The following is a 15,640-nucleotide window of genomic DNA, read 5'->3' on the forward strand; positions in this document are numbered from 1 at the left end:
ATCGGCCAAGATCGCGTCGTCGTCGCGTGTGCGGCGGCGCCAGCGCCTGCCGCTGCGGGCCTCGCCGCGCGGCGCTACAGCGGCAGCGACACGCTGAACGTGCTGCCGCCGTTCAGTCCGGCGCTGCTGGCGACCACGGTGCCGCCGTGCGCGGTCACGATCTCGCGCACCACGGTCAGCCCGATGCCCATGCCGCCGCTGTGGAAGCCGATCGCATGCGTGTCCTGCACGAACGGCTCGAACACCAGCGGCAAGGCCTGCGCGGTGATGCCGATGCCGGTGTCGGAGACGGTCAGCCGCGCCTGGCCCTCGACCCGTTGCAACTCCAGCACCACGCGGCCGTGCTCGGGGGTGTACTTGGAGGCGTTGTCGAGCAGGTTGCGCACCACCTGCGACAGGCGGACGCGGTCGCCGTGCATCCACAGCGCGTGCTCCGGCACGGTCAACGCCAGCGTCTGCTGGCGCGCGTCGATCGCCGGGCGGCAGGCATTGACCGCTTCCTGGATGATGTCGCACAGATCCATCGCTTGCTGGATCAGGCGCAGCTTGCCGGTGCGGACCCGCGACAGGTCCAGCAGGTCGCCGATCAGGCGGGTCATGTGCACGACCTCATGCTCGATGATCTGCTGCATGCGCAGCAGATCCTCTGGCGACAGGGTGGGCAGCATCGATCCGGCGATGCGGATCGGGGTCAGCGGATTGCGCAGTTCGTGGGCCACGAAGGCCAGGAATTCGCTCTGCCGCCGATAGGCCTTCTCGGCGCCGGCCTGCAGCTCCTGCGCGCTCAGCGCGGCCAGCACCAGATGTTCGTTGGCCTGGCGCAGTTGCGCATGCTGCTCGCTCTCCTGCGCGGCCTCCGCCGCCGCAGCGCCCATCGCCCGCGCCTTCGCGCCCAGGGCGTTGCGATGCGCATGCAATTCGCCGACCAGGCGCGGATCGTAGAACGTCACGCGCGCGGTCGACAGGCGCTTGGCGCAATACATGGCATCGTCGGCATGCGACAGCAAGGCCTCGGCGCTGTCGGCATCGTCCGGGTACAAACTGATGCCGATGCTCACGCCCAGCCGCAGCGCGTCCTCGCCGGCGACCGCCGGCCGCTCGAAGGCCTCGACCAGCGCCGTCGCCGTCGCCGCGGCATAGGCATTGGCGCTCAATCCGGTCAGCACCACGACGAACTCGTCGCCGCCGTAGCGCGCCACCGTGACCCGCGCATCGACGATGCTGCTGATGCGTTCCGCCGCCAGGCGCAGGAACTGGTCGCCGGTGGCGTGTCCGAGCAGGTCGTTGACCTGCTTGAAATCGTTCAGATCCAGGAACAGCACCGCGATCCGGCTGTGCTGGGTGTGCGCGGTGGTGATGGCCAGGTTGAGCCGTTCGAACAACAGTTCGCGGTTCGGCAGGCCGGTCAACGCGTCGCGCTTGGCCTGGCGCGTGGCGTCCTGCAGCGCCGTTTCGTAGCTCGCCACTTGCGCCTGGGCGCGCAGCGTGGACAACACCAGGCGTTCGTTGGCCGCCTGCAGGTCGGTCGCAAGGCCGAGCGGCGCATGCTCCTTCAGCGTGCTCAGGTCCGCCTGCAACCGGTCCAGTTCGAGCCGCGCCACCAGCGACTGGCGGCGCAGGTGCGAGAGTTCGAGCCGGGCCGCGTCGATCGCGGGCTGATCGGAGGGCGTGTGCATCGCGGTCAGCCCGTGTCGAGGGCGTCGTGCACGCCGGACTTGCGCGTCGGCCGGCCGCCGAGCAGGCCTTCCTGTTGCGGCAGCGCCGCGCCGATGCGGATGCCGCCGTCGTCGATGCGGAATTCCCGCAGCGCGTCCGAGTGCGCGCTGGCGCGGACCTTGACCACCGCCATGACCCGGCGCAGGCGGCTGCCCACCTCGATGTAGCGCTGCACGATGATCGCATCGGTCATGAACGCGGTGCCGTAGGGACTGAAGCGCAGGTCGGTGTAGCGGTCCTCCAGTTCGGAGGTCATCAGCACGGTGACGCCGGTCGCGGCCAACGCCACCACCATGCGCGACAGCGATTCGCGGAAGTCTTCGCGGAACGTCGGCGCCAGCGCCAGCTCGAACGCCGACAGCGAATCGATCACCACGCGGGTGGCGCCGAGCCGTTCGATCTCCGCGACCAGCAACAGCAGGATCTCGTCGATCGACAGGTCCGGCGCACGGCTGTCGACCACGCCGACCTGGCCGCTGGCGATCAGCGACGCCAGCGCCGGGATGCGCGAACGCTGCGGCTGTCGCTCGAACGCGACCAGCACGCCGTTGTCGCCAAGGCGCGCGCCTTCGGCCAGGAACGCGGCGGCGAGCAGGCTCTTGCCGGAGCCGGAGGGGCCTGCGACCAGCAGCGAATAGCCTTGCGGCAGGCCGCCGCCGAGCATCGCGTCCAGTTCCGGTACGCCCATCGGCAGGCGCGCGCCGCGACGCGGTTCCGGCGTGCCCGTCGGCAGCGCCGGCACCGGCGCGAACACGCGTACGCCGGAACCGTCGATGCGGAACGTATGCAGTCCCGGCAGCGACGGCTTGCCGCGCATCTTCATGATCTCCATCTTGCGCACCATCGAGTTGCGCTGCACGCTCTGCCGCAACCAGATCAGCCCATCGGCCACGGTGAACACCGGGTTGGGATCGGAGTCCACGAAGTATTCGCCGATCAGGAACGTGGTCGCCTGCCAACTGGTCATCAACATGCCCAGCTGCTGGATGAAGCGCTGCAGGTTGTTGTGCAGGTTGCCGTCGGCGGTGCTGGCCAGGGACACCGAGCGGAACGAATCGACGAACACCAGCGACGGGCCGTGCGCCTCCACCTCGGCGACGATGCGCGCCAGCACCCGGTCCAGATCGCCGGCCAGGGTTTCCTCGGAGAGGTTGACGAAGTGGATGGTGGCGTTGATCGCGGCGGCATCGAAGAAATCGAACTGCTGCTGGTAGCGCAGCATCTTCAGCGACGGCTCGCCGAGCACGGTGAAGTACAGCGCCGGCCGCTCGGGCGTGGCCAGCGCGAACATCATCTGGTGCGCCAGCGTGGTCTTGCCGCAGCCGGGCGGTCCGGCGATCAGGTTGAACGAGAATTCGGGCAATCCTCCACCCAAGACCGCGTCGAGTCCGGGAACGCCGGTCTGCAGGCAGTGAATGGCGACTTTGCTGCTCATGAAGTGGTGTCCTGCGCGGGAGGTCCGCTGGAAAAGGTGCCCCACACCGACTGCAACAGCCGCTCGGTGAGGGTTGCGCCGATCATGCTGACCAGCACGCCATGAAAGGTCGAAAGGAATGCGCCGCCGCCTGCGGCCGCGGCGGCGGCGCTTTGCCGGCTCAGCACCAGGCCAAAGCTGTCGAGCGCGCCGTGTTCGCCGGACGCCTCGACCGCGGCAAAGGCCGCTTCCAGCCATGGGAAGCGGTCCTTGGTCAGGAACAGGGCGCGCTTGAACAGGGCGGCGACGCCGCGCGCGCCGAGGATCGGCGTCAGCGCCTGTTCGATCTGACGCCATGTCGAGGTGATGGACGCCGCGATCGCCGATGCTTCCGCGCCGTTGGCTGCCTGTCGTGCGAGCGCGGCGACCGTCGCAGATAGCGCGGGGTTCTCCATTGCCTTGCGCTTACCTGCGAAATATGTGTTTCCACTGTATACCCTCCGCCGGCAAAGCGTGTGCTGCTTTGCTCACGCGTCCGGCATGGGATCGCACGCACGCTATGGCGCTGTCGCCGGCCAGGCTCGGCAGGGAGATCGCGCGGCAGTCCCGGGCGCCATGCCATGCCGATCCGCGTCGATCCGCGCGGTGGCGATCCGGACGCGGCATGGCGGTATAGGGATAAACCAGTTCAGGCCGCGGGCGCGTTCGGCGCTTGTGCCGGCGCGGGCACAACCCGGGCGCGGCGGCAGGCGCTCAAGCCGAGGCGGCGATCGTGCGCGAGCCGAGGATGATCATGCGCAGCATCGCGCTGATCTGCCGGATCAGTTCCGGATCCTTCTCCGGCGGCAGGTCCATCGCGGTGGCGCCCATCGCGAACACCAGCCGGGTGATCGCCTTGGACACCAGCGCCGGCTCGTGCAGCGGCGCCTCGTCGATCGCGGCCAGGCGGATCAGGTCCACGCGCAGCTCTTCCTCGAAATAGTTCAGCTCGCGGTCCACCGCGCGCTTGAACGCGTCCGAACCGACCGTGCCCTCGCGCAGCAGCACGTGCAGCAGCTTGTCGTCGGCGCGCAGCTGCTCCATGAAGGTTTCCACCGAGCTGAGGATCACGCTGCGGTTGCTGCCGGCCGCGCGCTGCCGGGCCTGGCCGATGATGGTGCGCAGCGAGCTGCCGGCCAGGTCGATCAGCGCCACCGCCAGTTCGTCCATGTCGCGGAACTGGCGGTAGAAACTGTTCGGGGCGATGCCGGCCTCGCGGGTCACTTCGCGCAGGCTCAGGGTGGACACGCTGCGGTGCGGCCCGATCAGCTTCAGCGCCGCCGCCAGCAGGTCTTCGCGCGAGATCGCGCTCTTGCGCGCGGGCAGCGCGTCCTCGGGCAGGGGCAGGGGAGTGGAGGTCATGGGCGACGCGGGCCAGGCAAGAGGCGGATCATACCCTCCTTCGATGACTATACAACTGTATAGACATCTGTATCTGCACCTGTATAGTGGCAGCCATGAACGCTGCCCGCCGTCCCGCCTCCACCCGCTCCACCACCCGCGCCCTGCGCGCCTGGGTGCAGCCGGAGGTGTTCGATTTCTGGTCCACGCGCATCCATCCGCTGTGGACCTGGCAGCGCCCGCGCGCGCGGCTGCTGCAGCGCGAGCGCGCCAGCAGCGACGCGGTGACCCTGATCCTCAAGGCCAACCGCCACTGGCGCGGCCTGCGCGCCGGCCAGCACGTGCAGCTGGGCGTGGAGATCGACGGGCGCCGCCTGAGCCGCAGCTACAGCCCCACGCCGCTGCCGGGCGGGCGCCTGGCGATCACGGTCAAGGCGATCGACGGCGGCCGCGTCAGCCAGTACCTGGCCAGCGCGGCGCGGATCGGCGAAACCTTCGAACTGGGCCAGGCGTTCGGCGACATGGTGCTGCCGGCCGCGCCGCAGGGGCGCTGGCTGCTGCTGGCCGCCGGCAGCGGCATCACCCCGATGCGCGCGCTGCTGCGGCAGCTGGCCGACGCCGGCATGCCGGCCGACGTGGACCTGATCTATTGGGCGCGGCGCCACGAGCAACTGTGCTTCGTCGACGAACTGCAGGCGCTGGCCGCCGCGCATCCGCGTTTCCGCCTGCAACTGGCGGTCACCGGCGAAGGCGCCGCGCCGGCATCGCGCGTGGACACCCTGCCGCTGGCGCACCTGGCCGGGCTGGAACAGGCGCAGGTGCTGGCCTGCGGCCCCGGCGGTTTCGTGCAGGCCGCGCGCGCGCGCCTGGAAGGCCGCGTCGCGCGCTTCCAGGCCGAGGCGTTCAGCGCGCCGCCGCTGGCCGATGCCGAGCACGGCACGGTCGCGGTGACGCTGGCGCGCAGCGGCCGTGTGCTGCAGCTGCCGCGCGGGCAGTCGCTGCTCACCGCGCTGGAAGCCGAAGGCCTGCGCCCGAAGCACGGCTGCCGCATGGGCATCTGCAACAGTTGCGCCTGCGGCAAGCAATCCGGCGCCACCCGCGACCTGCTCACCGGCGCGCACGCCACCGAACCGGGGTCGATGCTGAAGCTGTGCATCAACAGCGCCAGCAGCGACCTGATCCTGGACCTTTGAAGGACTTCCCCATGGCTGCTCCCCGCAACCGCGCACTGACCCCGGCCGAACTGCAGGCCTTCGGCGACGAACTCGACGCGCTGCGCGTGCGCACCGTCGCCACCCTGGGCGAGGCCGACGCGCGCTACATCCGCCGCATCGTCGCCGCGGTGCGCTACACCGGCCTGGCCGGGCGCGCGCTGCTGTTCCTGGGCGCGTTCGTGCACAGCGTGCTGTGGCCGGCGTGGATCGCCGGCGTGGCGCTGCTGACCCTGTCCAAGATCCTGGAGAACATGGAGCTGGGCCACAACGTGATGCACGGCCAGTACGACTGGATGGGCGATGCGCAGCTCAACGGCAACACCTACGAATGGGACATCGTCGCCACCGGCGACAACTGGCGCAAGACGCACAACTTCAAGCACCACACCTACACCAACGTGCGGGGCATGGACGACGACATCGGCTACGGCCTGCTGCGGATCTTCCCCGAGCAGCGCTGGCGCCCGTTCTACCTGGCGCAGCCGTTCATCGCGGTGGTGTTCGCGCTGCTGTTCGAATGGGGCGTGGCGATCCAGGACCTGCGCCTGGGCCGCTGGTTCGCCGGCAAGATGAAGCGCGGCGAGCTGCGCCGCAGCTTCGCCCCGGTCGGGCGCAAGATGGGCCGGCAGATCCTCAAGGACTACGTGATCTTCCCGGCGCTGGCCGGCCCGTTCTTCCTGACCGTGCTGCTGGGCAACCTGGCCGCCAACGTGCTGCGCAGCATCTGGACCTTCGTGATCATCTTCTGCGGCCACTTCACCGCCGATGCGGAGACGTTCCCGAAGGAGTCGATCAAGGGCGAGTCGCGCGGCCACTGGTACCTGCGCCAGCTGCGCGGTTCCTCCAACCTGGCCGGCGGCAAGCTGCTGAACGTGCTGTCGGGCAACCTGAGCCACCAGATCGAGCACCACTTCTACCCGGACATCCCGGCCAACCGCTACGCGGCGCTGGCGGTGGAGGTGAAGCAGATCTGCGCGCGCTACGGCCAGCACTACAACACCGGCTCGCTGCCGCGCCAGTTCGGCCAGGTGATGTGGCGGATCGTGCGCCACGCCTTCCCGAGCCGGCCTCGGCCGGTGCGGCAGGTCCGGGCGCAGGCGGCGCAGCAGGCGGGCTGAGCGCCAGCGGCGCACGCTCGCTGCAGCGGCAACGACGCGATACAGCGGACAGGCGGGTTTCCCGCCTGTCTTTTTTTATGCGCCGGAAACGGGGTGGGGTGCCGCGCCATCCACGCATCGCTCACGCCGCGGCGCCGATCATCCGCGCTGCCCGCGCATCGTGCCTGGTGCTCGGTCCATTCGACTGCACGAGGTCTGCGATGAAACCTGCAAACCTGTTCAATGCCGTCGCCAAGAAGGCGTCGTACGCGGCCGGCACGCCGTGGACGTTCTGCATCGCGCTCGGCATCGTGGCGATATGGGGCGCCAGCGGCCCGGTGTTCGGCTTCAACGACACCTGGCAGCTGGTGATCAACACCGGCACCACTATCATCACCTTCCTGATGGTGTTCCTGATCCAGCACACCCAGAACGCCGACACCGCGGCGATGCAGATCAAGCTCGACGAACTGATCCGCGCCACCGGCGAGGCCAACAACGAACTGCTGAGCCTGGAGGAGCTGGACGAGAAGCGCCTGGAACAGATCCGCAGGCAGTACGAAGCGCTGGCGCGCGCGGCCGGCCGCGAACAGCGGGCGCGCGCCGGCAAGGGCGGACCGCAGGCGGCGACGGCCGCGCCGGATGTCGACAACACCGAGTGAACGGCCTGGCGCGGCGCGTCGCGACCGGGCGCCGCGCGGCGGCGCCGTGACGCCGGACTTACGCCTCGCGTGGGACGCTGCCGCTCCCCCTCCCGCGGAGCAGCGCACGTGTCGAACCTCAGCATCGCCCGGCATCTGGCCGAAACCCTGCACAGCGCCGGCGTCGAACGCATCTGGGGAGTGACCGGCGACAGCCTCAACGGGCTCACCGACGCGCTGCGGCAGATGGACAGCATCGAGTGGATGCACGTGCGCCACGAGGAAGTGGCCGCGTTCGCCGCCGGCGCCGAGGCCGCGCTGAGCGGCAAGCTCGCGGTCTGCGCCGGCAGCTGCGGCCCGGGCAACCTACACCTGATCAACGGCCTGTTCGACTGCCACCGCAGCCACCAGCCGGTGCTGGCGATCGCCGCGCACATCCCCTCCTCCGAGATCGGCCTGGGCTATTTCCAGGAAACCCATCCGCAGGAACTGTTCCGCGAGTGCAGCCACTACGTCGAGCTGGTCACCAACCCGGCGCAGATGCCGGAGGTGCTGCACCGGGCGATGCGCACCGCGATCCTCAGGCAGGGCGTGGCGGTGGTGGTGATTCCCGGCGACGTGGCGCTGCAGGAGCTGCCCAAGGGCACGCCGACCGCCTGGCCGGCGCTGGCGCCGCCGCGGATCCTGCCGGCCGATGCGGACGTGGCGCGCCTGGCCGAGTTGCTGCAGGCCAGCGAGGCGACCACGCTGCTGTGCGGCAGCGGCTGCGCCGGCGCACACGACGAACTGGTGGCGCTGGCCGACCTGCTCGGCGCGCCGATCGTGCACGCGCTGCGCGGCAAGGAGCACGTGGAGTGGGACAACCCGTTCGACGTCGGCATGACCGGGCTGATCGGTTTCAGTTCCGGCTACCAGGCCATGCTCAACTGCGACACGTTGCTGATGCTCGGCACCGATTTCCCGTACCGCCAGTTCTATCCGAAAGACGCGGCGATCGTGCAGGTGGATCGCGACCCGGCCGCGCTGGGCCGGCGCACGCCGCTGCAACTGGGCATCGCCGCCGACGTGCGCGAGACCCTCGCCGCGCTGCTGCCGAAGCTGCAGCGGCGCGATCAGCGCGGCTTCCTGGACAAGTCGCTGGCGCACTACCGCAAGGCCCGCGCCGGGCTCGACGACCTGGCCGTGGCCGCCGCGCCCGGCGAGCCGCTGCACCCGCAGTTCGTGACCCGGCTGATCGACATGCTGGCCGACGAGGACGCGATCTTCAGCTGCGACGTCGGCACGCCCACGGTGTGGGCGGCGCGCTACCTGAGCATGAACGGCAAGCGCCGCCTGCTGGGCTCGTTCAACCACGGCTCGATGGCCAACGCCATGCCGCAGGCGCTGGGCGCGCAGGCGCAGTTCCCGCGCCGGCAGGTGATCTCGCTGTCCGGCGACGGCGGCTTCAGCATGCTGATGGGCGATTTCATCTCCCTGGCGCAGCTCGGCCTGCCGGTGAAGGTGGTGGTCTACAACAACGCCTCGCTCGGTTTCGTGGCGATGGAGATGAAGTCGGCCGGGTACCTGGACACCGGTACCGACCTGAGCAACCCGGACTTCGCGGCGATGAGCAACGCGATGGGCATCCTCGGCCTGCGCGTGGACGAATCGGCGCAGCTGGAACCGGCCTTGCGCGAGGCGTTCGCGCATCCCGGGCCGGCCCTGGTGGACGTGCGCGTGGCCACCCAGGAGCTGGTGATTCCGCCGGCGATCAAGCTGGAACAGGCCAAGGGCATGGGCCTGTACCTGCTGCGCGCGGTGATGAGCGGGCGTGGCGACGAGGTCGTCGAACTGGTCAAGACCAACCTGCGCTGAGCGATCAACGGCGGCGGCGGCGCGCATCGCGGTTGCGGCGCGGCGCGCTGCTACATTTCCATCTTCCGCGTCCCCGGTGGATCATGCCTCGTTCGCTGTTGCGGCAACTGCTGCTGATCTGGATCGTGATCCTCGCCGCATGCCTGGGCATGGCGGTGGTGCTGTTCGGCCTGTACCGGCACAGCGAAGGCGTGCGCGTGAGCGAGGCGCAGGTGCGGCTGCAGGGCGAATGCGCGCGCATCGTGCAGCGCTACAACGGCGCCAGCGCCGCCGCGCGCGGCAGCGACGGCGCCGGCCTGGCCGCGGTGGTGGTGCAGCTGGTGCTGGCCGACGCCGCGGGCGTGGAAGGCGGGGTGTGGGAACGGCAGCGCGGCTTCGTCGCCTATGCCTATCCCACCTACGACGGCAGCGAGCACAAGACCGACGTGCCCACCGCCGAGCAGAACGCCATCGTCGCCACCGCGCAGCGCGGCGTCGCCAGGCAGCAGCCGGTGCACTACCGCCGCGACGGCCAGCGCGAGACGCTGCTGATCGCCGCCTGCCCGCTGGATCGCACGACCGCGGCGTGGACGATGGCCCGAGTCGCCGCCACCGGCGAGGCCTCGGCCAGCCGTCCGCTGGCGGTGGGCGTGGCGCTGATCCTGGCGCTGGTGGTGGTGTCGGCGGTGGCGCTGGGCTGGGTGGTGCGGCGCTGGAGCCAGCGCCTGCAGCGCATCCAGCAGGCCCTGGCGACGCCGGCGGAGGTGCCGTCGATTCCGGCGACCGGCGCGCTGGAGCTGGACCGCCTCGGCGCCGCGGTCACCGAGTATGCGCAGCGCAGCGCGCTGGCCCTGGCCGAGGCGCGCCGGCTCGGCCAGGAACTGTCGCGGCACGAGCGGCTGGCCGCGCTCGGGCGCATGACCGCCACCGTGGCCCACGAGATCCGCAACCCGATCGCGACCCTGCGCCTGGCCCTGGAAAACCAGATCGCCGCCGGCGAGGGCGGCTTCGACGAGGCCCAGGCGCAACTGATGCTGGCGCAGATCCAGCGCCTGGACGGCGTGGTCGAAAGCCTGCTCGGCATGGTCCAGCCGATCCGCCTGCAACGGCAGACGGTGGCGCTGCAGCCGTGGCTGCAGGCGTTGCTGGATCCGGCCGAATGGGGGCCCCTGGCCGCGCCGATCGCGCTGCAGCTGGCGGACGCGCCGAACGAGTGGATGCTGGATCCGCAGCAGGCCGCGCGGGCACTGCACAACCTGCTGCGCAACGCGTTGCAGCACGCCACGCCCGGCACCGCGGTGATGTTGACCGTCCAGGCCGACGCCGACCTGCTGCGGCTGACCGTGGCCAATCAGGGCCCACCGGTGCCGGCGCCGGTGGCCGCGCACCTGTTCGAACCCTTCGCCAGCGGCCGCAGCGACGGCAACGGCCTGGGCCTGGCGCTGGTGCGCGAGATCGCCCGCGCGCATGGCGGCGACGTGCGCTACGCGCACCGCGACGGCGTCACCTCCTTCATCCTGGAACTGCCATGGCGCGCATCCTGATCGTCGACGACGACACCGCCTTCTCGAGTACGCTGCAGGCCACGCTGCGTTCGTTCGGCCACGAGGTGGTCGCCGCCGCCGATGGCGAGGCGGGCCTGGCGCGATTGCGCGAAGGCGGCATCGACCTGGCCTTCGTCGATTTCCGCATGCCCGGCATGGACGGCATCGCGCTGATGCGCGCGCGCCAGGCCCATGCGCAGGCCGCCGCGGTGCCGCTGGTGATGCTTACCGCGCATGCGTCCAGCGGCAACACCATCGAGGCGATGAAGCTCGGCGCGTTCGACCACCTGGTCAAGCCGGTGGGCCGCGCCGACATCGTCGCGGTGGTGGAGCGCGCGCTGCAGGCGCATGCCGGCGCCGACAGCGCGGCGCCGCCGCCGGCACCGGCCGAGGACGCCGGCGCGCTGCTCGGCCACAGCGCGGCGATGCGCACCGTGCACAAGCGCATCGGCCTGGCCGCCGCCTCGGACCTGCCGGTGCTGATCAGTGGCGAGACCGGCACCGGCAAGGAACTGGTGGCGCGCGCGCTGCATCGCGCCAGCGCCCGCGCGGGGGCGGCGTTCGTCGCGGTCAATTGTGCGGCGATCCCGACCGAGCTGATGGAGAGCGAGCTGTTCGGCTACCGCAAGGGCGCGTTCTCCGGCGCCAGCGCCGATCGCGCCGGGCTGATCCGCGAGGCCGACGGCGGCACCTTGTTCCTGGACGAGATCGGCGACATGCCGCTGCCGATGCAGGCCAAGCTGCTGCGTTTCCTGCAGGAGGGCGAGGTCTCGCCGCTGGGCGGACGCGGCGCGCAGAAGGTGGACGTGCGCGTGGTCGCCGCCACCCATCGCGAACTGGCGCAGCTGGTCGCCGACGGCCGCTTCCGCAGCGACCTGCGCTACCGGCTCAACGTGGTGCCGATCGAATTGCCGCCGCTGCGCGAGCGCGGCGACGACATCGTGCTGCTGGCCCGGCATTTCCTCGAGGACGGCGCCAGCGCGGCACGGACGCTGTCCGCGGCGGCGCAGGCGCGGCTGCTCGCCTACGCGTGGCCGGGCAACGTGCGCGAACTGCGCAACGCGATGCAGCGCTGCCAGGTGCTGGTGCGCACGCCGGCGATCGAGGCGCACGACCTGGACGAGGTGCTGGTCGGCGAGGGCGACGCGGCGGCGGCCGACACGCCCGCGCTGACCCTGCCCGATGCGGTCGCGCAACTGGAGAAGCGGATGATCCAGGCGGCGCTGGCGCAGGCCCAGGGCAACCGCGCCGAGGCCGCGCGCCGGCTCGGCATCCATCGCCAGCTGCTGTATCGCAAGCTCGACGAGTACGGGCTGGGCTAGGCGGATCGCCACCGGCCGACTACAACGCGGCTGGATGCGAGTCCAAGGCACCAGGCGCAATCGCAGCTGCGACGCCCTTGTAGGAGCGGCTTCAGCCGCGACAGACACCCCACCGCAACGCGCCTTTCAAACCGAACAACCCCGACCGCCAGACAAGCTCTCCCCAACGGCCACTAGCAGCGAATGAAGCAACCGCCCCAAGCGACCGATCGCAGACACCATGGCTGTCCGCAAAGCGGACGACGGTGGATGAAACGCAGACACCCATCGTGGCCGTTCGCACGGGCCATGTCGTTTGGAATCAATGGCTTGGAACTTGGCATGGATACTGCGATGACATCCACACAGGCGGCCTCCCTCGCCGCCCTGGAGAACTTCCGATGATCCGTCGCAGCGCACTCGCCTTCTCGCTGGCCATCGCCACCGCCACCGCCGCCGCGCAGGTGCCGGCTCCCCCCGCGGCCGTCCCCGCCGCCGCGGCCGGTATCGCGCCGCCGCCGCCCGCGCCGCCGGCGCCGCCCGCGCCTCCTGCGCCGATCGCGGCCGCACCGGTCAGCGTCGAGGGCACGGTCGAACGCTTCATGCTCAATCCCAACGGCGACGTCGATGGGCTGTGGCTGCGCGACGGCACCCAGGTCGGGTTCCCGCCGCATCTGTCGGCCGAACTGCAGGCCGCGGTGCGCCGCGGCGACGCGGTGACCGTGCAGGGCTATCGCCTGGGCACGCTGCCGTTGCTGCAGGCCAGCGCGATCAGCGCGCGGCGCAGCGGCAAGCAGGTGGTGGACCGCCCGCCGAACCCGCTGGCCGGCCCGCCTGCGCCGCCGACCCCGCCGGCACTGAATCCGATGCAGGCCGACGGCCGCATCGAACGCCTGGTCTACGGCCCGGGCGGCGACACCGCCGGCGTGCTGCTCAGCGACGGCACCGTCGTGCGGATGCCGCCGCACGTGGCCGTGCAGAACGGCGCGCTGTTGCGCGTCGGCGCGCCGCTGAGCGTCAGCGGTTTCGGCGTGGCCACCGCGGCCGGCCGCTCGCTGGAAGCGACCCAGCTCGGCCGCGACCGTGCCTCGCTGCGCACCCTGTTCGCGCCGCCCGCACCGCCGGTGCCGCCGGCCGCGCCGCCGCCGCCGGCCGGTCCCGCCGCGCCTGCCGCACCGCCGGCGCCGGCCGGTCCCGCCGCGCCTGCCGCACCGCCGGCGCCGGCCGGTCCCGCCGCGCCTGCCGCACCGCCGGTGCCGCCGCCCGCGCCGCGCTGATCGCCTGCACGCGGTCCTGTGATTGCGGCGCCCGCTGCCTGCCGCGGCGGGCGCCGCCACCGGCACCACGCCGGCCCCCACTTTTTATTTATTTGGAGTAACGCCATGCATTGGGTCGATCCCGATTACCTGCCGGAAACCCGCGGCACGCTCGCCCGTTTCCTGCTCAACCCCAAGGCCGAGGTCGATGGCCTGCTGCTCGACGACGGTACCGAGGTGCACACCGCGCCGCACCTGTCGGCGCAGTTGTTGAAGACGCTCAAGCCGGGCATCGCGCTCGGCGTGCGCGGGCTCAAGCCCTACGGCGTGGACATGCTGGTCGCGCTGGCGATCGATCCCGACGGCGGCAAGCGCATCGCCGACCGCGGGCCGCATGGGCCGCACGCCGAGCACAAGCCGGCCAAGAAGCCCGAGACATCCGCGAAACCCGAGAAGCACGAAAAGCCGGCCAGGACCCAGCACAGCGGCGTCGTCGCGCGGCTGCTGCACGGCCCGCACGGGCAGGTGCACGGTGCGCTGCTCGAGGACGACAGCACCGTGCGCTTCCCGCCGCACGCCGCCGCGCCCTTGGCGAAATGGCTGGCGGTGGGCAAGCCGCTGGCGGTGGAAGGCCACGCGCTGGCATCGCCGCACGGCACGGTGATCCACGCGCAGGCACTGGGCGCGAAGGCGTCGAGCCTGCAGCCGATCGCGCCCAAGCCGCATCCGCCCAAGCCGCACGCCGCCGGCAAGCCCAAACCCAAACCCAAGCACTGAACCGGGCAGGGCGGGGATGGCCGCGGCGACGCGGCCATCCCTGCACCGCATCTCGTTTTCGAGTTCGCCGCGGTGTTCGCGGCGGCGCTTCCAGGACCTCGCCATGTCGCTTTTCCGCTGTGCGCATCGAGACGTTTGTCGGTTCCTTTCCGCCCGCGCCATGGTGCGGCGATGAGCGCGCCGGCGGCCGCCGCGCCCGGCGCACGCCCGCGCGGCACGCGGGCGCTGGAGGCGCTGAACTTCACCATGGCCGACGTGCAGGACGGGCTCGGCCCGTTCCTGAGCGTGTTCCTGCAATCCAAGGGCTGGTCGGTGGCGGCGATCGGCTCGGTGATGAGCGTCGGCGGCATCGCCGGCATGCTCGCGACCACCCCGGGCGGTGCGCTGGTCGATGCGACCAAACGCAAGCGCAGCATCGTGGTGGTCGGTTGCAGCCTGATCCTGCTGGCCTCGGCGCTGCTGTGGTGGGCGCCGAGCTTCGCCGGCGTGGTCACCGCGCAGGTGATGACCGCGCTCGCCGCCGCGGCGCTGGGACCGGCGCTGTCGGGCATCACCCTGGGCCTGGTGCGGCAGGCCGGGTTCGATCACCAGATCGCGCGCAACCAGGTCGGCAGCCACGCCGGCAACGTGGTCGCGGCGGCGCTGGCCGGCCTGCTCGGCTGGAAATTCGGTTTCGGCGCGGTGTTCGCGCTGACCGCAGGCTTCGGCATCCTGGCGATCGTCTCGGTGCTGCTGATTCCGCGCGATGCGATCGACCATCGCGCCGCGCGCGGCCTGGCCGACGCCGGCGCGCACGGCGCCGATCACGCCAGCGGCTGGTCGGTGTTGCTGACCTGCAAGCCGCTGCTGGTGCTGGCATTGGCGCTGGCGCTGTTCCACCTGGGCAATGCGGCGATGCTGCCGCTGTACGGCATGGCCGTGGTCGCCGCGCACCAGAGCGATCCCAGCGCGCTGACCGCCACCACGATCATCGTCGCGCAGGCGACCATGGTGGTGGCCTCGCTGCTGGCGATGCGCCTGATCCGCGTGCGCGGGCACTGGTGGGTGATGCTGCTGACCTTCCTGGCGCTGCCGTTGCGCGGCCTGATCGCGGCCAGCCTGATCCACAGCTGGGGCGTGTTCCCGGTGCAGATCCTCGACGGCGTCGGCGCCGGCCTGCAGAGCGTGGTGGTGCCGGCGCTGGTGGCGCGGCTGCTGCAGGGCACCGGCCGGGTCAACGTCGGCCAGGGCGCGGTGATGACGGTGCAGGGCATCGGCGCGGCGCTGAGCCCGGCGCTGGGCGGCTGGATCGCGCAGGACTTCGGATACCGCACCGCGTTCCTGCTGCTGGGCGGCGTGTCGCTGCTGTCGCTGGCGCTGTGGGTGGGTTTCCGCAAGCAGTTGCTGCAGGTGGCCGGGGTGCCGGCGGCGGACGCGGCGGTGGCGCCGGCGCCGGCTTGATCGGCCGCCGTGGTCGCGCCGCGTCGC

12 protein-coding genes and 1 pseudogene are annotated in these 15,640 nt (G+C 71.2%); 9 read left to right on the top strand and 4 right to left on the bottom strand.

Annotation, left to right across the window (positions count from 1 at the left end; all coding sequences use genetic code 11):
* Positions 1-74: 74 nt before the first annotated feature.
* The 4 genes from AB3X10_RS03460 to fabR all read right to left on the bottom strand — a co-directional run bounded on the left by AB3X10_RS03460 (position 75) and on the right by fabR (position 4,531).
* Positions 75-1,676: a diguanylate cyclase domain-containing protein gene (locus AB3X10_RS03460; protein ID WP_369979106.1), complete on the bottom strand. Its 1,602-nt coding sequence runs from the start codon at positions 1,674-1,676 to the stop codon at positions 75-77.
* A 5-nt stretch (positions 1,677-1,681) separates the two neighbouring features.
* Positions 1,682-3,151 (bottom strand): RAD55 family ATPase, encoded by a 1,470-nt coding sequence (locus tag AB3X10_RS03465; protein WP_369979108.1) that lies wholly within the window; start codon positions 3,149-3,151, stop codon positions 1,682-1,684.
* Positions 3,148-3,585, bottom strand: a complete 438-nt coding sequence (locus tag AB3X10_RS03470) for a hypothetical protein (RefSeq protein ID WP_369979110.1) — start codon at positions 3,583-3,585, stop codon at positions 3,148-3,150. The genes AB3X10_RS03465 and AB3X10_RS03470 overlap by 4 nt, the downstream gene beginning before the upstream one ends.
* Before the next feature lie 298 nt (positions 3,586-3,883).
* Positions 3,884-4,531 carry an HTH-type transcriptional repressor FabR gene (fabR, locus tag AB3X10_RS03475; RefSeq protein WP_369979112.1) on the bottom strand — a complete coding sequence of 216 codons (648 nt, stop codon included), beginning with the start codon at positions 4,529-4,531 and terminating at the stop codon, positions 3,884-3,886.
* 95 nt (positions 4,532-4,626) lie between these two features.
* Here fabR and AB3X10_RS03480 point away from each other — a divergent pair, with 95 nt between their 5' ends.
* The 9 genes and pseudogenes from AB3X10_RS03480 to AB3X10_RS03520 all read left to right on the top strand — a co-directional run bounded on the left by AB3X10_RS03480 (position 4,627) and on the right by AB3X10_RS03520 (position 15,613).
* On the top strand, positions 4,627-5,703 hold the full coding sequence (locus AB3X10_RS03480; RefSeq protein WP_369979114.1) for a ferredoxin reductase: 1,077 nt from the start codon (positions 4,627-4,629) through the stop codon (positions 5,701-5,703).
* 11 nt (positions 5,704-5,714) lie between these two features.
* The gene (locus AB3X10_RS03485) at positions 5,715-6,842 is read left to right on the top strand and encodes a fatty acid desaturase family protein (protein WP_369979116.1); all 1,128 of its coding nucleotides are present in this window, start codon (positions 5,715-5,717) and stop codon (positions 6,840-6,842) included.
* Positions 6,843-7,042: 200 nt separating this feature from the next.
* Positions 7,043-7,483: a low affinity iron permease family protein gene (locus AB3X10_RS03490; protein ID WP_369979118.1), complete on the top strand. Its 441-nt coding sequence runs from the start codon at positions 7,043-7,045 to the stop codon at positions 7,481-7,483.
* Positions 7,484-7,606: 123 nt separating this feature from the next.
* The gene (gene poxB / locus AB3X10_RS03495) at positions 7,607-9,316 is read left to right on the top strand and encodes a ubiquinone-dependent pyruvate dehydrogenase (protein WP_369981625.1); all 1,710 of its coding nucleotides are present in this window, start codon (positions 7,607-7,609) and stop codon (positions 9,314-9,316) included.
* Positions 9,317-9,399: 83 nt separating this feature from the next.
* Complete coding sequence (locus AB3X10_RS03500) at positions 9,400-10,839, top strand: ATP-binding protein (RefSeq protein ID WP_369979120.1); 1,440 nt, start codon at positions 9,400-9,402, stop codon at positions 10,837-10,839.
* Positions 10,824-12,161 carry a sigma-54-dependent transcriptional regulator gene (locus AB3X10_RS03505; RefSeq protein WP_369979122.1) on the top strand — a complete coding sequence of 446 codons (1,338 nt, stop codon included), beginning with the start codon at positions 10,824-10,826 and terminating at the stop codon, positions 12,159-12,161. Before AB3X10_RS03500 ends, AB3X10_RS03505 begins: the two co-directional genes overlap by 16 nt.
* A 380-nt stretch (positions 12,162-12,541) precedes the next feature.
* Positions 12,542-13,297: pseudogene (locus AB3X10_RS03510) on the top strand (hypothetical protein); the annotation flags it as partial.
* A 225-nt stretch (positions 13,298-13,522) separates the two neighbouring features.
* Entirely contained in the window at positions 13,523-14,173 is a 651-nt protein-coding gene (locus AB3X10_RS03515) for a hypothetical protein (protein WP_369979124.1), read from the top strand.
* 171 nt (positions 14,174-14,344) lie between these two features.
* Positions 14,345-15,613 (top strand): MFS transporter, encoded by a 1,269-nt coding sequence (locus AB3X10_RS03520; RefSeq protein WP_369979125.1) that lies wholly within the window; start codon positions 14,345-14,347, stop codon positions 15,611-15,613.
* The last annotated feature ends 27 nt before the right edge of the window (positions 15,614-15,640 follow it).

Source organism: Xanthomonas sp. DAR 80977 (assembly GCF_041240605.1).
GTDB lineage: Bacteria > Pseudomonadota > Gammaproteobacteria > Xanthomonadales > Xanthomonadaceae > Xanthomonas_A > Xanthomonas_A bundabergensis.